Source organism: Rhodospirillaceae bacterium (assembly GCA_028819475.1).
Lineage (GTDB): Bacteria > Pseudomonadota > Alphaproteobacteria > Bin65 > Bin65 > Bin65.
In genome coordinates this window covers 1-18,226 of record JAPPLJ010000041.1, presented here as the reverse complement: position 1 = coordinate 18,226, position 18,226 = coordinate 1, and the positions used below count along the sequence as shown (strand labels likewise).

The following is an 18,226-nucleotide window of genomic DNA, read 5'->3' as shown; positions in this document are numbered from 1 at the left end:
CCGCTCAGGCGTCAGGCCTTCCGGGCCGGTTTGCGGTTACCGCGGCTGAAGAACACGACGACGAGCGTGGCGATAGCCATGAAGGCGATGGATATCGGGCTCGAAAACAGGAACCACGGATCGGAGCCCGTTGCCGAGAAGGCCTGCCGCACCGCTTCCTCGAGATTGTTGGCGAGGATGAAGCCGATCACGAAAGGCAGGACGGAGAAATTGAGCTTGCGCAACAGGTAGCCGACGAAGCCGAAGAACAGCGCGATGTAGATCGCCAGCATTTCGGGGCGCTGGACATAGATCGCCGTCAACGTCAGCAGCAGCACGATCGGCAGCAGCCGCTGTTTCGGAATCCGCACCATGACGCCCATCGAGCGCATGAACGCGCCGCCTATCGTCCAGTTCAGCAGGTTGGCCAGCACCATGGTGGTGAACAGGCCGAAGGCGATGACCATCTCGCTGTTGATCTGGTCCGGCACCAGGCGGAACACCGCGGGACCGGGATTGAAGCCGCTGATCGTCTCGGTCGCCAGGATAATGAAGACGGCGGCGACGTTGCCGGGGATGCCGAGCGACAGCACCGGGATCAGGTTGGCGCCCGAGACCGCGCTGTTGGCCGCCTCCGTCGCCGCGACGCCCTCCGGCGTGCCCTCGCCGAACGGCACGTCGCCCTTGTGCAGCTTGCGGCCGGTCGCGTAGCCCAGCGTCGCCGCCAGTGTCGACCCGATACCCGGCAAAGCGCCGATCATGGTGCCGATAGCGGCGGAAATGCCGACGAAGGGCGCGATGCGCCGGATATCCCGGAACCGGAGCCGGTTCTCGCCGCTCGCCGGCGGCGCCGCGATCGCGTCGGTTGCGCGCTTCTCGCGCCACATGTCCTCCAGGGCCTTGAACACCTCGCCGAGGATCAGCACGCCGAGGACGACGCCGATCAGCGGCAGGCCGCCGGCGAGCGCGTCGCTTCCGAAGGACAGGCGCGGGTGGGTGTCTTCCCCGGTGCCGATATAGGCGACGAACATGCCGAACAGCGCCGAGAGCAGGCCCTTCCAGACCGAATCGCCGACCACCGCCGAGATGAAGGCGAGCGACAGGACGATCAGCGCCGCCTTTTCCGGGAAGTCGAGATAGGCCTCGACCGCGATCGCGAGGAACGGCGCGCAGGTGAAAAGGACGAGGTCGGAGAAGGTGTCTCCCGATGCGGAGGAAAAATGCGCGACCCGGAGCGCCTTGCCGGCTTCGCCCTTTTTCGTCATCGGGAAGCCGTCCAGCGTGGTCATCAGGGAATCCGGCGTTCCCGGCGTGTTGAACAGGATCGCCGGCACGGCGCCGCCCACCGTCGCGCCCTTCATGATCCCGATCATGAAACCGAGCACCGGAAGCAGCGCGTCCGGGTTGAAGCCGAAGATCGTGATCAGGATCGGCAGCGAGATCGCCATGGCGAACGGCCCGCCCAGGCCGGGCGCTGCGCCCACCACGATGCCGCCGAGGAATCCGAGTACCACCATGACCACGGTGATCGAGATCGGCACGCCGAACAGGCTGGCGACCGGCGCCTCGGTGAAGACCGCGACGACGCCGAGCCAGACATGGTCGAGGATGCCCATTACTGGTCGCCGTTGGGCGGCAGCAGGACGTCGTCGAACGGCAGGTCGTACAGCACGATATGGACGAGCACCGCCAGCACGGCCGCGATGGCCGCGCTGCGGGCCAGCCGCTGCTCGACCACGGCAACGATGCCGGCGACCATGACCGTGCCGCCGGCCAGGTAGCCGAGATACTTGTAGGGAACGGTGTCGCGCAGCTGGCGATAGCTGCCGATCTCGCCGCCGGCGGCATTGATGGCGTCGACCGTGAGCGGCCCGGTGTAGACCATCAGCGCCAGTCCTGCACCGATCGCCGCGGCGAGCCGGACGATGAACACAGCGCTCTGCCTGTCGAACGGCGCGTTCTCGCGCCGCGGGCGCAGCAGTTCCGTGACGCCGAACAGCCCGGCCACCGCGAGCATGGCGATGGCGACGACGGTCGGGGCGAGGGCGTCGCCGATGGTCGTGCGCCGCCGGAACGTCTCGACCACGCCGGTCTCGATGTCAGCGGGAATCCAGAAAATCAGGGTCGCCAGGGCGAAAGCGGCGACGACCGCCGCCACGCCCAGCGACCAGGGATCGGCGCGCATGACTATGCCGGGGACCGGCGCGCGCCGGGAATCGGGGCGCGCCGGCCCCGGCCCTGACGGCTTACCTTACTGGGTCGCTTCCATCAGTTGCTTGGAGCTGGCGATGCCGTCGGCGACCAGCTTGTCGAGCGCGGCGCCGGAGATCAGGAGCGGCCCGCCGAAGGCGCGGGTCACGAACTGCGCGGCCTTGGTGGACTTGTCCTTCAGAATTGAGGCGATGGCGTCGGCCAGCCCCTTGCGGGCGTCGGCGGGGATGCCTTTCGGCGCGACGATCAGGAATTTGGCGCCGGCGTCGTAGGGAATACCCAGCTCGATCATTGTGGGTGCGTCGGGCGAAACCTTGAGCCGGGCGGACTCGCCGGACATCAGGTTGACGAGATCGCCCGCCCTGACGCCCTTGCCCTGGATGCCCGCGACCCAGCCGGCGTCGACATCGCCCGCGGTGATCGCGTTCAGGACGCCGCGGCCGCCCTTGAACATGACGGTGTTGAGCTCAATGCCGAACTTCTGCTGGACGACGTAGGCCAGATCCGCGAGTCGCGCGCTCATGGCGCCGAACTTGACCTTGGCGCCGCCCTTCGCGGCCTTGACCAGGTCGTGGATCGAATTCCAGCCACGGCCCTTCTTCGCGACGACGCCCATCTGCGAGCCTGCCGTGGTCGTGATGTAGGTGAAGTCGCTCACCGCATAGCCGGGCTTTTTCGCGGCCAGAATGTTGTAGCCGAAGGTTTCCGTGACGGCGATGCCGATGGTGAGCCCGTCATTGGGCTGGGTCTTCAGCTTGCGCGCCATCACCGCGCCGCCCTTGCCGGTCACGTTCTGCGGGATGATCTTCCAGCCCTTGGTCTTCTCGAGCGAGGTGGCCATGAGGCGCGCCTGCGTGTCGGCGCCGCCGCCGGCCCGGAACGCGATCATCAGGTTGATCGGACCGCTCGGTTTCCACTCCGCGACCGCCGGCGCGGCGGCAGTCAGCAGTGCGGCGGTTGCAACGGCTGCGGCGGCCGATACGCGCAAAGGCGTGAACGTCATCTTCATTTCCTCCTTCTTGAGCGATTGCTCATTCCGTTGACTAATCAACCATATCACATGCGCTCCGTGCCGGGCTGCGCATCCTGTCCCATATATGGTGAGCCGTGTCCCGGGCGTGCCGTTCGTTCCGTGCCCGCCTGCTGTCTATCCAATTCCGTCCAGCACTGCCTTGAAGCGGTGCAGCGGAGCCCGGTTGCGCAGCATGGCGACCGGCACGCTGAAATGGCCGCGCCGCCAGACGAAGCGGTTCTCCGGCGGCACGCGCCATTCCTCGATTAGCAGCCGAGCGCTGGCAAAGGGCGTCACATGGTCCCGGCTGCCCAGCACGGTGACGATGTTCTCGGGCGGAATGACCGGTTCGCCGACCGGATCGAGCAGGGGCATGAAGCGCCCGATCAGCTCGCCGGTCCAGCCCCGCGCCATCGTGTTCTCGGCGATGCCCCAGGCCTGCGCCATCGAGCCGTGCACCGCGGCGTCCGCGATCCGGCCGGTATGGGTGATCAGCAGCATGGCGTCGGGCCGCAGCCGTTCCGGCCAGAAGCGCGCCTTGTCGACGATCACCTGGGAGGTCATGGCGCCCAGGCTGCTGCCGCCGATCGCGACCGGCGCATCGCTGGTGCGGCGGCACCAGTCGATCAGCACCGCCCATTCGCGCGCCGCAGCGGTGAAATGGTCGAGCGCGCCGCGCGGCGCCGAGGCGATGAACATCTCGCCGCCGTAGCGCCCGTCGGGCACCCGCCGCCCGTGCCACGGCGCCTCGGGCCGGACGACCCGGATACCCATGGCGACCAGCGCCTCGATCTCGTCGACCAGGCCGCGCCAGTGATCGAACTCGACGCAGATGCCGTGGCCGAAGATCAGGGTCGGCGGGTCGGCGATGCCGTCGGGCTCGTAGACCCGGGCGACCACCTCGTCGTTCATGCGCGACGAGGGCGAAGCGAAGCGGATCCAGCGGTCCCGGCGGCCGGGTGCGGCAGAAAACCGGCGCGATTCCGCAACCGGCGGCATCGGGTCCGGAACGGTGAACGCTTGCGTCGGATCGGCGACCAGGTTCGCAAAATCCGCCGCGACCTCGTCGGGCGAAGGAATGGCCCAGCGGATCGGCGCCGCCCGGACGGCGCTCCGCCAGGGCGCGAACAGCCGCCGCTGGGCGTTGTAGCCGTTGCGCCGGAACAGGCGCTGCCGCTCGATCCCGGCGAGGTCGTCCGGCGCAACGTCGCCGTCGCCGAAGAATGCCGTTTCCCATTCCCGTTCGCTGTCCAGCACCCGGTCGCGGACGCTTTCGAACCGGCGCAGCCGGCCTTCGAGCAGGGACCGGCCGTGCACCGCCGATGCGTCGGGCATTTCCGCCACGAACCGCTCGAGCGAGCCTTCCGCAGCCCGCGCCGCCGCCCAGAGCCGCGACAGCGGAAAGAACCAGCTGCACAGCAGATGCATGGCCGCGCGGTCGAACCAGGGCCGCCCGACCAGGCTGCCGATCGGCGAGCGCAGGCAGGCCCGCATGAACTCCGGCGCGGGCAGTCGCCACGGAGCGGTGCTACTCAGGGCCGGACAGCTTCCGCTGGAGTTGCGCACGCACCTGCACGATGGAGGCGGCATAGTAGGTCAGCAGCGCGCGTTCGGCTGCGATCGGGGCCAGCCCGCCGCCGCTCTGCTCCGCGATCAGTCTGCGCTTGCGCATGCGTTTCACCGCTGCCTCGATTTCGGCGGCTTCGCTGCCTTCCCTGAGGCCGATATGGGCGCCCAGTTCACGGACGTCATTGAGCCAGCGCAATGCGCGACCTTTTATCTCCTCCGCTTCCAGCGGCCCGTCCGCCTCGGTCAGGATCAGCGAGACCAGAGGCACCGCGAGCACCGGCACGACATCGGTAATCCGGTCGGTCAGTTCCGCGCCGAGCTCTTCGATGGCGGAAAAGAACGGCTCGCGTTCCAGCCGGGAAAGATCGACGCCGCGCTCGTCCGACCAGGCCCGGAGCGAGAGCGGTTCGCCGAAATTGGCGCAGGCGACGCCGAATCCGGCCGACCGCCCCTGCATTTTCCGCCAGGCCAGCTTGAGTACGAACCTGGCCGTGCCGCTCATCAGGAATCGCCCGCCCCGGCCGCGAAAATCCGTGTCCGGATTGGCCACGAGGGTCCGTTCCTCGGCCACCCGGTCGAAGTTGGTGGCGACGGGAATGAACATGATGTCGTAGGGCCCCGCGGGGTCGAAGGTCTTGGTGATGTATCCGAGCATTCCCAGCTTGGGCGGATTGATGGCGCCGTCGCGCGAGAGTTTGCCCTCGGCGAAAATGGCGTGCGGCACGCAGGCCTCGGTTGCCATCTGGACATAGCGCTCGAGCACCTTGCGGTAGAGCGGATCGTCGGTCTTGCGGCGCAGGATATAGGCGCCGGCCAGGCGCAGCAGGCTGCGGAACGGCCACACCCGCGCCCACTCGCCGGCGCCGTAGGACAGGGCGACGCTGCCCGAGGCGAGATAGGTCACCAGCAGGTAATCGGCGTTGCTGCGGTGGTTGATGAAGAACACGACTGCGGTATCGGGCGGGATGTCGGCCATCGTCTGCTCGTGGGCATAGGCCAGGCGGACCCGGTAGAAGGCGCGCAGCAGCCAGCGCGCGCAGCGGTAGCCCAGCCGGAAATAGAAATAGGCGTTGAACGCCGGCACCATCTCCCGGGCGATCCTGGAAACCTCGGTCGTCAGGCTGTCGCGCGATACGCCGCGCTCGGCGGCGACTTCGCCGACCGTCTTCATCACCTCCGGATCGTAGATCAGCCGGTCGATCAGCACCCGGCGCTTGGTGATCTGGAAGGTCGGCAGCTCCAGCCGCAGCCTGTCATTGACGTCGTCGATCACCTTGTTGACATGGCGGCGCAGATACCAGCGCGCGGTGGGCAACAGAACATCGTCGAGCGCCGCCAGCACCGCCAATGCCGCGATAATGAGCAACAGCCAGACCGGTATCTCGACCGTCTCCGTCATCGCTCCCCGTTCCCGACCGTCCTTGTTATGCCGGAAAATAGCACGGAACAAAGAAGATGGAGACAGGTTGGCGAATACGGCAGGGAAACGGTCGGGCTGATCGCCCGCGCCGGTGTCGCGGAATTACATCTTTTCAAAACCGCCCGCTTCGAGGATTTTGCCGGCGCAAAGGCAGGAGAGGAATTGCGAAAGAATGACATCGGTCCCGGATATCATCCGCGTCGGCGGGGCGAGCGGCTATTGGGGCGAGTCGGCCATGGCGACGCCGCAATTGCTCGCCGACCGCTCGGTCGATTTTCTGGTCTACGACTATCTGGCCGAGATCACCATGTCGATCCTGGCCCGGGCACGGGCCAAGGATCCGGCGCTGGGCTACGCGACCGATTTCATCTCGGCGGTTCTGAAACCCAATATCCGGGACATCGCCGCCCAGGGGGTGAAGGTGGTCAGCAACGCCGGCGGCGTGAATCCCGATGCCTGCGCAGAGGCCGCCCGCGCCGTCATTGCCGAGGCCGGACTGGACCTCAGGGTCGGCGTGGTGCGCGGCGACGATCTGATGGCGGACCGGGAGAAACTCGCCGAAGCCGCGCCCCGCGAGATGTTCAGCGGCGCGCAGTTTCCCCCCGTCGAAAAGCTCGCCAGCATCAACGCCTATATCGGCGCCTTCCCGATCGCCGCTGCGCTCGACGCCGGCGCCGACATCGTCATCACCGGCCGCTGCGTCGACAGCGCGGTCACGCTCGGCGCCTGCATCCACGCCTTCGGCTGGCGACCCGGCGAGTGGGACCGGCTGGCGGCGGGCAGCCTCGCCGGCCATATCCTGGAATGCGGGCCCCAGGCGACCGGCGGCAACCATACCGACTGGGAGGATATCGCCGGGTCGATCCACGACATCGGCTATCCGATCGGCGATATCGAGCCCGACGGCAGCTTCACCCTGCGCAAGCCGGCGGGCAGCGGCGGCGCGGTGACGGTCGGGACGGTGGCGGAGCAGATGGTCTACGAGATCGGCGATCCGCAGGCCTATCTGCTGCCCGACGTCCGCTGCGACTTTTCCGGCGTGGAAATGGAGCAGACCGGCAGGGATCGGGTGCGCGTGACCGGCGCGCGGGGCCGGCCGGCGCCGCCCGATTACAAGATCAGCGCGACCTGGGCCGACGGCTTCCGCGCCGGCGGCTATTTCACCTTCACCGGCCGCAACGCCGCCGGCAAGGCGCAGGTCTTTGCCGAGGCGGCGATATCCCGGGCGCGGGCGGCCTTGCGCGGGCGCAACCTGGGCGATTTCACCGAAACCGGCGTCGAGGTGATCGGCGCCGGCAGCCAATACGGCGCGGCGGCCGGGTCGGCGGATGCGCGGGAAGTCGTGCTCAAGCTGGCGGCCCGGCATCCGGAGGCGGCCGGCGTCGGACTGCTGCTGCGCGAGGCCTCGGGCCTCGGCCTTGCGACCCCGGCGGCGCTCTCCGGCTTTTCGGGCACCCGGCCGCGGCCGTCGCCGGTCGTCCGCCTGTTCTCCTTCCTGGCGCCGAAAGCGGAGGTGGCCCTGAGCGTCGAGGTCGATGGCGTGCCGATCCCGTATGCCGAGCCCGTCACCGAAAGCGAACCGGAAGAGCCGGTCCGGCCGCCGCCGCCCGGCAATCCCGGCGCCGATGCAGAGCCTGCCGGGCTGGTCGAGGTCCGTCTCGAAGACCTCGCCTGGGGGCGCAGCGGCGACAAGGGCGACAAGGCGAATATCGGCGTCATCGCCCGGCGCGCCGATTACCTGCCCTGGATCTGGCGCAGCCTGACGGAAGAGCGCGTCGCGGAGACTTTTGCGCATTTCCTTGACGGCGCCACCGCGAAACCGGTGGAGCGCTTCCTGATGCCGGGGACGAACGCCGTCAATTTCCTGCTCCACGACGTTCTGGGCGGCGGCGGCGTCGCCAGCCTGCGCAACGACGCCCAGGGCAAGGGCTACGCACAGATCCTGCTGGATGCCCGGATCCCGGTCCCGGCGGCGCTGGCCGCGCAGGCCGCGGCCGATGCGGAGGCGCGCGCCGCATGACCGTGTTCCGCAGCCAGATCGACCCGGCCAGCGAAGGCTTCAAGGCCAACCGCGCCGATATGCTGGCGCTCATCGGCCGGATGGAGGAGCTCAACCGGCGCGGCGCGGTCCGCTCGGAGGCGCGCAAGCCGCGCTTCGTCGAGCGCAACCAGCTGACGCCGCGCGAGCGCCTCGCCTGCCTGCTCGATCCGGGCATGCCGTTTCTCGTCATGGGCAACATGGCCGGCTTCCTGCTCGACACGCCGGACGAGGAGAAATCGCTGCCCGGCGGCAACGCGATCGCCGGCATCGGCTTCATCCGCGGCGTGCGCTGCGCCATCGCGGTGGACGACAGCGGCATCCAGGCCGGTGCGCTGACCCAGGCGACCGCGTTCCGCATCCGGCGCATGCAGGAAATCGCCCTCGCCCAGAAGCTGCCCTTCATCCATCTGGTCGAGAGCGCCGGCGCCAACCTGATGGAATACACGGTCGAGGGCTTTCTGATCGGTGGCCGGTTGTTCGCCAACCAGGCGCGGCTTTCCAAGGCCGGGGTACCCGTCATCACGATCCTGCACGGCTCCTCGACCGCCGGCGGCGCCTACATGCCCGGCATGAGCGACTACGTCATCGGCGTGAAGGGCCGGGGCCGCGCCTTTCTGGCCGGGCCGCCGCTGCTCAAGGCCGCGACCGGCGAGATCGCAACGGAGGAGGAACTGGGCGGCGCCGAGATGCACGCCAGCGTGTCAGGCCTGGTCGAATATCTGGCCGAAGACGACGGCGAAGGCGTCGACATGTGCCGCGAGGTCGTCCAGCGGCTGAACTGGAACGCCGGCGAAACGGCGATGGCCTCCGATGGACCGCCGCCGCTCTACGATCCCGACGAGATCGCCGGCATCGTGCCGGTCGATTACCGCAAGCCCTACGAGGTTCGGGAAGTCGTCGCGCGCATCGTCGACGGCTCGGAATTCCTCGATTTCAAGCCGCGCTTCGGCGTCACGACCGTTTGCCTCCAGGCCGAGGTCATGGGCCGGGGCTGCGGCATCATCGGCAACAACGGCCCGATCGATCCGGACGGCGCGGCCAAGGCGACCCAGTTCCTCCAGCTGTGCGACCAGGCCGGCCTCCCGATGGTCTTCCTCCAGAACACCACGGGTTACATCGTCGGCAGGGACTACGAGCGCGCCGGCATGATCAAGCACGGCTCGAAGATGATCCAGTCGGTCACCAATATCGACGTGCCGCGGCTGACCTTCATGACCGGGGCCAGTTTCGGCGCCGGCAACTACGGCATGTGCGGCCGCGGCTACGATCCGGATTTCCTCTATACCTGGCCCAACGCGACCACCGGCGTGATGGGCGGCGACCAGGCCGCGAAGACCATGACGATGGTCGCCGAGGGGGTCGCCCGCTCGAAGGGGCAGGAGGTGGACGCGCAACAGCTGAGGAAGCAGGAAGAGATGCTGGTCCGGCATTTCGACGGCCAGTCGAGCGCTTTCTACACCTCCGGCCATCTCCAGGACGACGGCATGATCGACCCGCGGGAGACGCGCCGGACCCTGGGCTTCCTGCTGGCGACGGTGGACGAGGCGCGGCGCCGCACCGTGCGGCCGAACAGCTTCGGCGTGGCGCGGATCTGACCGCGGCGCTGCGGCCTCCGCGTCGGGGACGGAAAGGGAAAGCATGTCCGACGAACTGATTGTCGAGCACGACGATGGCTGGCTGACCCTGTGGATGAACCGGCCGGACGTGCGCAACGCACTGGGCGCGGAAATGCTGGAAGCCATGCGCGGCGCGCTGGAGGCGGTGCGCGACGACCGCACGGTGCGCGGCATTACCCTGCGCGGCAGGGGCGGCGTGTTCTGCGCCGGCGGTGACCTCAAGAATTTCCGCAGCAATTTCCAGGGCGGCGCGCATCACGCGGAGATCGCCGCGTCGAATTCCAATGCCGGTGAATTCTTTACGTATCTCAATACGATGCCCCAGGTCGTTGTCATGCTGATCGAAGGTGCGGCGATCGCCGGCGGCCTCGGTATGGCGTGCACGGGCGATGTCGTCGCCGTGACCGCGGATGCGAAATTCGCCATCACGGAAACCTCGCTCGGCCTGCCGCCGGCCCAGATCGCGCCCTTCGTGGTCCAGCGCATCGGGCTGACGGCGGCGCGGCGGCTGATGCTGACCGGCGCGCGCTTTGACGGGCGCGAAGCCGGCCGCCTCGGCCTGGCCGATTTCGTCGCCGAAGACGCCGCCGGGCTGGACGCGATCGAAGCGGATATCCGCAGGAGCGTCCGACGCTGTGCGCCGGGGGCCAACGCCGTCACCAAGGAACTCGTCCTGAAGGCGCCGCTGCTGCCGCGGGACGAGATGGTCGCATTCGCCGGCGAGCGCTTCGCCGAATGCATGCTGGGCGAGGAGGCCCGCGAAGGCATCGCCGCCTTCCTCGACAAGCGCAAGCCGTCCTGGGCCGAGAACCCGGAAGCGGGGTAGGGGCATGCGCCGCTTCGGCACCATCCTCGTCGCCAACCGGGGCGAGATCGCCGTCCGGGTCATGCGTACCGCGCGCGCCCTGGGCTACCGCACCGTTGCCGTCCATTCCGAGGCCGACTCCGAAGCGCCCCATGTCCGTATGGCGGACGCCGCCGCGCACATCGGTCCGCCGCCCGCCGCCGAAAGCTATCTGAACATCGACAATATCCTCCGGGCGGCGGCGGAGACCGGGGCCGACGCCGTTCATCCCGGCTACGGCTTCCTGTCGGAAAACGCCGACTTCGCCCGGGCCTGCGAAACGGCCGGCCTGGCCTTCATCGGACCGCATGCCGACGCCATCGCGATCATGGGCGACAAGGCCGAAGCCCGCCGCCGCATGGCGGATGCCGGCGTCCCATGCGTGCCGGGCTACGACGGCGCGGACCAGAGCAACGCGGTCCTGGCCGCGGCGGCAGCGAAGATCGGATTTCCGGTCATGGTCAAGGCAGCGGCCGGCGGGGGCGGTCGCGGCATGCGTCTCGTCGCGCAGGCCGGTGCGTTGCCGGATGCGCTTGCTGCGGCGCGCTCGGAAGCCGAGAACGCCTTCGGCTCCGGCAATCTGATCCTGGAGAAGGCCATTGCCCGGCCGCGCCATGTCGAAATCCAGATCGTCGCCGACAGCCACGGCAACACGATCCATCTCGGCGAGCGCGACTGCTCCGTGCAGCGCCGGCACCAGAAGGTGATCGAGGAAGCGCCGTGCCCGGTCATGACCGACGACCTGCGCGCCGCCATGGGCGCGGCGGCGGTCGAAGCGGCGCGCAGCATCGGCTATTGCGGCGCCGGCACCGTCGAGTTCCTGCTCGATGCGGACAGCAATTTCTTTTTCCTGGAGATGAACACGCGGCTGCAGGTCGAACATCCGGTGACTGAGGCGATTACCGGGCTCGACCTGGTCGCGCTTCAAATCCGGGTCGCCGAAGGCCGGCCGCTCGGCTTCGCGCAGGAGGACTTCCGGCCGTCCGGCCATGCCATCGAGGCGCGCCTCTACGCCGAGGATGCGGCGCAGGACTTCCTGCCGGCAGCCGGCGACATCGCCCTGTGGCGGCCGCCGGCCGGGCCCGGCGTGCGCATCGACAGCGGCGTCGAGAGCGGCCAGGCCGTCTCGCCCTTCTACGACCCGATGATCGCCAAGGTCATCGCCCATGGCGAGACGCGGGATATCGCGCGCCGCCGGTTGATCCGGGCGCTGGCGGAAACGGCTGCTTTCGGTCTCACGACCAACAGGCGATTCCTCATCGATTGTCTGAAAAAGGATGTCTTCGCTAAGGGAGACGCGACGACGGCCTTTATCGATGAGCAGTTCCCGGCCGCGGATCTGGCGCCGTCCGGGCCGGAATTCGCCATCGCAGCGATGGCGGCGGTCCTGAAATTCCTCGTCGACCGGGACGAGGCCTTCGGACACAGCCTGAATGTGTCGCCGGAGCTGCTCGACTGGACCAGCGCCGGGGCGCTGGAGAGCCGGTACGGCCTCACGGCCGGCGAAACGGTTTTCGATCTGTCGGTTTCGCCCGCCGGCGCGCGCGCATACACCGTCCGCGGCGACAGCGAATCAGTCCACGTCAAGGTCGTCTCCGTCGAGGAAGGCCGGTCGGTCGTCGGGATCGACGGCGTGCAGCGGCATCTCCTGTTCCACGCCGACGGCGACTCACTGTATCTGAGCGAGTCCGGCCGGGATTATCGCTTCGATTGGGGCCGGTCGGTCGCGTCGTTGCAGGACGCGCAGGGTGGCGGCCGGGTCGTCGCGCCGATGCACGGCAAAATCCTTGAGATCGCGGTCGATTCCGGCGATATCGTGGCCCGGGGCGACCGGCTGCTGGTCATCGAGGCGATGAAGATGCAACACGACATCGTCGCGCCGGCGGCCGGCGCCGTTGCGGATATCCTGCAACAGGCCGGCGTCCAGGTCGCGGCTGGAGATCCGCTCGTCGATATCGCTGTCGCAGCCCAGGACTCGTGAAGGGAGAGACATACCGATGCTCGCCGAAGCCGCCGATTTCAAAGCCGAATGCGACGGGCTGCACACCCTGCTGCAGGACAGGGACGACGCCGAATTCGAGCGCGCGACCCAGTTCAAGGACTGGACGGTCGACGACGTGATCGCGCATCTCCATATGTGGAACCACGCCGTGAACCTTTCGGTGACCGACGAGACGGAATTCGACGCCTTCGTACAGGCGTTTCAGGACGCCGGCCGCCGGCACTTTCCCTACACCCACGAATGGTCCGGCGGCCTGAAGGGGCAGGCGCTGCTCGGCGCGTGGTACGGGCTGTGCGCGGACATGGAGCCGCTGTGGCGGGACCTCGACCCGGAACGGCGGGTCAAATGGGTCGGACCGCCGATGACCGTGCGCATGAGCATGATCGCGCGGCAGATGGAAACCTGGTCGCACGGCCAGGAGGTCTTCGACGTGTTCGGCGTGGCGCGGCAGGACGAGGACCGCATCCGCAATATCGCCGAACTCGGCGTGCGCACCTTCGGCTATACCTTCGCCAATCGCGGGATCGAGCGGCCGGCGGTCAAGCCCTTCGTCCGGCTGACCGCGCCGTCGGGCGCCGTCTGGACCTGGAACGAGGAGAGCGATACCGACTACATTGCCGGGCCGGCGACCGATTTCTGCCAGGTCGTGACCCAGACGCGCAATGTCGCCGATGTCGGCCTGGAGGTGCGCGGCGATGCGGCGACCCGATGGATGGCGATCGCGCAATGCTTTGCCGGCGGCCCCAACGATCCGCCGCCGCCCGGCGCGCGCCACGCCGCGTCGTAGGAGACAAGCCGTTCTGTTTTGACCGACCGGACGCTGCGGCGCCCCGGCTCAGGCCGGCGGGCTACTCGGCCGCTTCGGCCAACCCGGTGCCGCCGGAATCGTCGCCGAACCGCGCGAACTCGCCGGTAAACGCCTTGCGCTCGGGGAAGCGGTAGGTCTTGCTCTTGCTGGTGGTCTTGCCCAGCTCGACCACCGCTTCGGCCAGCTTGACCGCGCACACGACGCCGTCGAGCACCGGAATGCCGAGTTCCTCCTCCAGCTCGTCGGCGAACTCTGCGAAGCCGGCGCAGCCGAGCAGAATGGCCTCGGCATCGTCCTCCGCCACCGCGCGGCGCGCCTCTTCGCGCAACGTCTCCAAGGCGCCCTCAGGGTCCTTTTCGACATCGAGCACGTAGAGCGGCGTGGTTCGCACATTGACCACCTTGCGGCCGAACCCGTAATTCTCGACCATCTCCTCAAGCATCGTCTTGATGCGCGGGATGACGGTCACGATCGAGAACCGAGCCGCCAGGATCGACGCCGTGTAGAGCGACGCCTCGGCGATCCCGATCACCGGTTTGAGCGTGACCTCGCGCGCGGCGTGCAGGCCGGGGTCGCCGTAGCAGGCGACGATGTAGGCGTCGCAGCCCTCCCGGTCGCCCTTGCGCACCTCGTCGATCACGCCCGGCGCGCACAGGAACTCGTCGTAGTAGGATTCGATCGACGCCGGGCCGAAAGTCGGGCTGACCGCAACGATTTCGGTCCCCTGCCGCGCGACCGACCGGCCCGCGGCGCCGATCGATTTGGTGATTTCCAGGGTCGTATTGGGGTTGATGATCTTGATTTTCATGCCGGTGTTCCTCCCTGTCCCGCCTGTCGCGCGGCTTCGGTCGCCGCCGCGTCGACGGTTATGGATTGGGTGATCGCGACACCATAGTCGCGCAGCGCGGTCTCGGCCGAAATCAGCCCGTCGCGTACGTCCTCCAGAACCCGGTCGGGATCGCGCGCCATCGGATCGCCATAGCCGCCGCCGCACGGCCCGATCATGACGATCCGGTCGCCCGCCCTGGCGGTCATGTTGGGCAGTTTCGACGGCAGGTCGAGATCGGCGCCGTCCTTGCGCCGGAAGGTCAGGCCGGCGGTCCTGCCGTCCCCGCCGCCGTCGAATCCCCACGGCGCGTATTTGTGGCCCTCGCCCTCGACAGAAACGCCGCCGTCCTCGAGATATTCGACCTCGCGGATCGACCCGATGCCGCCGCGCCACTGCCCCGGCGGGCAGGCATCGTCGCGCAGTTCATAGCGATGGACCCTGAGCGGCAGGTGCGATTCGACGTCCTCGATCGGGTTGTTGCGGGTGTTGGCATAGAGCGTGTCGACCGCGTCCATGCCGTCCTTGCCGTAGCGCCCGCCATAGCAGCCTTCGTGGATCTCCATGTGGACCCAGTGGGTCTCGTCCCGGATCCCGCTGAACGCGACCACATGCAGGTTGCCGACGCCGGCGCTGACCTGGTGCGGCACCGCCTCGGCTAGCGCCTTCATCAGCGTGTCCGCCGCCTGGTTGCCCGTGCAGAAGCGGGCGATGGTCGGCGCCGGGAAGACCGGATTGACCAGCGTACCGGCCGGCGCGACGATATCGATGGGGCGGGTCAGGCCGCTGTTCTGCGGAATATGCCCGTGGACCGCGGAATCCAGCAGGATCGAACGGATCGTCAGCCAGACGGCGCAATCGGTGGTGCCCTTGAGCGGCATGTTGATGGGCCGGTCCGGCACCTGCGCCGCGGTGCCGGTGAAATCGACCGTGATGCTGCTGCCGTCGACCGTCACGGCAACCTCGATCGGCAGGTCGCCGCGGCTCGGGTCGTCGCCGTCGAGAAAACCGTCGATGAAAGTCCTGGCCCGGTAGACGCCGTCGGGCAGGGCCTCGATCGCTAGGCGCATGACCCGCTCGGAATGATCCATCAGTTCGTCGCAGGCCGCTTCGACCGTGTCCAGCCCGTAGCGGCCGATCAGCTCGACGAAACGCTCGGCGCCGATGCGGGCGGCGGCGATCTGAGCCTCCATGTCGCCGACCACGAGGTCCGGGGCGCGGATATTGTCGCGCAGCATCTGCCACAGCGGCCGGTTCAGCGCGCCCCGGTCATAGACCTTGAGCGCCTTGAATTGCAGCCCCTCGGCGTAGGCATCGATGGCGTCGACGATGCCGCAGCTGCCCGGACTGAGCGCGCCGATGTCGAGATGATGCGCGGTCGTGACGGAAAATCCGACGAGGCCGTTGTCATGGAACACGGGCACGCAAAAGGCGACGTCCGGGCCGTGGGAGGCGCCGTGATAGGCCGAATTGTGAATGATCACGTCGCCGGGCTCGAAGCCGTCGCCGCGTTCGGAGAATATCTGCTGGATGCCCTGGACGTAGCCGGGGATCGGACCCGATTGCAACGGCGTGCTCTGCGGGGTCTCGCACAGCTGGCGCCCCTCGGGGTCGATCAGCGCCGCGCCGAAGTCCTCGGATTCGCGGATGATGCTGGAATAGGACATGCGCATCAGCTTGTGTCCCATCTCGACCGCGATGTTCTCCAGCCCGCCCTGGATGACGCTGGCGGTGACCGGATCGATCCGTCTGACGTTTTGAAGGCCGGCGGGGTGAAGGCCGGCGGGGGCGGTATCGGCCATCGCTCACGCTCCGTGTTTCAGGATCAGGTTGCGGTTGCTCCCGGCGATCGCTGTCCAGCCCGGCGGCACCACTGTGGTCGTATCGCGCTGCACCACGACCGCCGGCCCGTCGACCCGGCGGTCGGCCGGAATCGCGTCGCGCCGGTAATAGGGCGTCTCGAAAGGCGTCAGCCCGCCATCGACGCGGAAGCTGCACGAGCCGACGCGCAGCCTGGCCGCGTCGAGGGTGCCGGTTCCGGTCGGCGCCGGCCGCCCGATCTTGGGCATGAGCGCGGTGCCGGTGAGGCGGATATTGACGATTTCGACCGGACTGTCGGCGAAGACGTGGCCGTATTCGGTCCGGTGCTGGCGCTCGAACGCCTGCCACACGCCGGCCAGCGCGGCCTCGTCGATCGGTCCTTCGGGGAACGCGACGCGGAGTTCGTAGCCCTGGCCGACATAGCGCAGGTCGCCGGCGCGGATCAGGCCGATCCGGCCGCGGTCGAAGCCGTCGGCGGCGAACTGCGCGACGAGGGTATCCTCAAGCCAGGCAAAGTCGGCGTTCAGCTTCGCAGCGTCGACCGAATCGCTGGTCTGGAAGGCGGTCTTCACCGCGTCGTATTTGAGATCCGTGGTGAGCAGTCCGGCTGCCGAGGTGATACCGGGATGCGGCGGCACGATGACCTTGGGAATATCGAGCATCGCCGCGACCTCGGCGGCGTGGAGCGGACCGGCGCCGCCCAGGGCGACCAGCGAGAATCCGCGCGGGTCGAGGCCCCTCTGGATGGTCTGGGCGCGGATGGCGTTGGCCATGTTGCTGTTGAGGATGGTCACCACGCCCTCGGCCGCCTCCAGTTCGCCGAGGCCGACCTGTTCGGCCAGACTGCCGATAACGCGCCGGGCGGCGTCCGTGTCGAGGGTCATCTCGCCGCCCAGGAAATTGGCCGGGTCGAGCCGGCCCAGCACCAGGTTGGCGTCGGTCACGGTCGGCTGCTCGCCGCCCAGGCCATAGGCCGCCGGACCGGGGCGGGAGCCCGCGCTTTGCGGCCCGACCCGGTAGGCGCCGCCGCGATCGACATGGGCGATGCTGCCGCCGCCGGCGCCGATGGTGGCGATGTCCAGCATCGGCACCAGCACCGGGTAGCCGCCGATCCAGGTGTCCCGCGCGGTGGCTTCGCTGACCCGGCCGTCGACCACGGTGCCGATATCGGCGCTGGTGCCGCCGACGTCGAACGTGATCAGCCGCTCGTCCGCCTCCGGCGCGGCCGCCCACCGGCCGCCTAGGACGCCGGCCGCCGGTCCGGACAGCAGTGTCAGGACCGGCCGCTCAGCGATCGTGGCGGCGGTGGCGATGCCGCCGTTCGAGCCCATGATGTGGAGGTCGGCCCGGCACTTCGCATCCCCGAGGCCGGCGGCAAAGTTCCGGACATAGCCCCGCACCTTGGGGCCGACAAAGGCGTTCATCGCCGCCGTGGTGAAACGCTCGAATTCGCGGAATTGGGGCGCCACGGCTGCCGAGTTGGTGACGAAGGCTTCGGGGAATTCCTCGAGTACAATCTCGCGGGCGCGCTCTTCGTGGCGCGGATCGATGTAGGAAAACAGGAAACACACGCAGATCGCCTCGATCCCCCGGGCCTTGAAGCCGCGCGCGGCCTCGCGCACGGCCTCCTCGTCCAGCGGCTCCAGCACCGCGCCGCGCGGCGGCGCCAGGCGTTCGCGCACCGTGGCGCGGTCGCGCCGGCGCACAAGCGGCCGGTCCTGCCAGGGGATGTCCTGCATGATCGAATAGTTTTCCGGCCGCTGGTGGCGGCCGATATGGAGGATGTCGCGATAGCCGAGGTTGGTGATCATGCCGGTCCGGGCGCCGTCATGCTCGAGCACGGCGTTGGTCGCGATGGTGGTGCCGTGGAAAACGTGGTCGATGGCGGCGGGGTCGAGATCGTGGCGCGCGCACAGTTCGCGCAAGCCCGCGATCGCGCCGACCGAGGGATCGTCGGGCGTGGTCGGCACCTTGTGGATCAGGGTGACGTCCCGGTCGGTGTCGGTGAAGATCAGATCGGTAAAGGTGCCGCCCACGTCCACGCCGATGCGGATTCCGCCGTGGACATTCGGTCTTT

13 protein-coding genes are annotated in these 18,226 nt (G+C 68.4%); 5 read left to right on the top strand and 8 right to left on the bottom strand.

Going from position 1 to position 18,226, the window contains the following annotated elements; translation table 11 throughout:
- Window positions 1–11: 11 nt before the first annotated feature.
- The 5 genes from OXM58_12695 to OXM58_12675 all read right to left on the bottom strand — a co-directional run bounded on the left by OXM58_12695 (window position 12) and on the right by OXM58_12675 (window position 6,170).
- Window positions 12–1,595 carry a tripartite tricarboxylate transporter permease gene (locus tag OXM58_12695; GenBank protein ID MDE0149221.1) on the bottom strand — a complete coding sequence of 528 codons (1,584 nt, stop codon included), beginning with the start codon at window positions 1,593–1,595 and terminating at the stop codon, window positions 12–14.
- Window positions 1,595–2,164 carry a hypothetical protein gene (locus OXM58_12690; protein MDE0149220.1) on the bottom strand — a complete coding sequence of 190 codons (570 nt, stop codon included), beginning with the start codon at window positions 2,162–2,164 and terminating at the stop codon, window positions 1,595–1,597. Before OXM58_12690 ends, OXM58_12695 begins: the two co-directional genes overlap by 1 nt.
- A 66-nt stretch (window positions 2,165–2,230) precedes the next feature.
- Window positions 2,231–3,193, bottom strand: coding sequence for a tripartite tricarboxylate transporter substrate binding protein (locus tag OXM58_12685; protein MDE0149219.1), 963 nt, complete (start codon window positions 3,191–3,193; stop codon window positions 2,231–2,233).
- 144 nt (window positions 3,194–3,337) lie between these two features.
- Window positions 3,338–4,696 (bottom strand): hypothetical protein, encoded by a 1,359-nt coding sequence (locus OXM58_12680; protein MDE0149218.1) that lies wholly within the window; start codon window positions 4,694–4,696, stop codon window positions 3,338–3,340.
- A gap of 34 nt (window positions 4,697–4,730) precedes the next feature.
- Window positions 4,731–6,170 (bottom strand): 1-acyl-sn-glycerol-3-phosphate acyltransferase, encoded by a 1,440-nt coding sequence (locus OXM58_12675; protein ID MDE0149217.1) that lies wholly within the window; start codon window positions 6,168–6,170, stop codon window positions 4,731–4,733.
- 193 nt (window positions 6,171–6,363) lie between these two features.
- Here OXM58_12675 and OXM58_12670 point away from each other — a divergent pair, with 193 nt between their 5' ends.
- The 5 genes from OXM58_12670 to OXM58_12650 are packed head-to-tail and all read left to right on the top strand — an operon-like array spanning window position 6,364 to window position 13,481.
- Window positions 6,364–8,211: a DUF1446 domain-containing protein gene (locus OXM58_12670; protein MDE0149216.1), complete on the top strand. Its 1,848-nt coding sequence runs from the start codon at window positions 6,364–6,366 to the stop codon at window positions 8,209–8,211.
- The gene (locus tag OXM58_12665) at window positions 8,208–9,827 is read left to right on the top strand and encodes an acyl-CoA carboxylase subunit beta (GenBank protein MDE0149215.1); all 1,620 of its coding nucleotides are present in this window, start codon (window positions 8,208–8,210) and stop codon (window positions 9,825–9,827) included. The genes OXM58_12670 and OXM58_12665 overlap by 4 nt, the downstream gene beginning before the upstream one ends.
- Window positions 9,828–9,870: 43 nt before the next feature.
- Window positions 9,871–10,674, top strand: coding sequence for an enoyl-CoA hydratase-related protein (locus OXM58_12660; GenBank protein MDE0149214.1), 804 nt, complete (start codon window positions 9,871–9,873; stop codon window positions 10,672–10,674).
- Between the two features lie 4 nt (window positions 10,675–10,678).
- On the top strand, window positions 10,679–12,673 hold the full coding sequence (locus OXM58_12655) for an acetyl-CoA carboxylase biotin carboxylase subunit (GenBank protein MDE0149213.1): 1,995 nt from the start codon (window positions 10,679–10,681) through the stop codon (window positions 12,671–12,673).
- Between the two features lie 16 nt (window positions 12,674–12,689).
- Window positions 12,690–13,481 carry a TIGR03084 family metal-binding protein gene (locus OXM58_12650; GenBank protein MDE0149212.1) on the top strand — a complete coding sequence of 264 codons (792 nt, stop codon included), beginning with the start codon at window positions 12,690–12,692 and terminating at the stop codon, window positions 13,479–13,481.
- Window positions 13,482–13,542: 61 nt separating this feature from the next.
- Here OXM58_12650 and OXM58_12645 read toward each other — a convergent pair whose 3' ends face one another.
- The 3 genes from OXM58_12645 to OXM58_12635 all read right to left on the bottom strand — a co-directional run.
- Window positions 13,543–14,310 (bottom strand): aspartate/glutamate racemase family protein, encoded by a 768-nt coding sequence (locus tag OXM58_12645; GenBank protein ID MDE0149211.1) that lies wholly within the window; start codon window positions 14,308–14,310, stop codon window positions 13,543–13,545.
- Complete coding sequence (locus tag OXM58_12640) at window positions 14,307–16,130, bottom strand: hydantoinase B/oxoprolinase family protein (GenBank protein MDE0149210.1); 1,824 nt, start codon at window positions 16,128–16,130, stop codon at window positions 14,307–14,309. The genes OXM58_12645 and OXM58_12640 overlap by 4 nt, the downstream gene beginning before the upstream one ends.
- 3 nt (window positions 16,131–16,133) lie before the next feature.
- Window positions 16,134–18,226 (bottom strand): hydantoinase/oxoprolinase family protein (locus OXM58_12635; GenBank protein MDE0149209.1); only part of this gene is annotated, 2,093 nt, incomplete at its 5' end.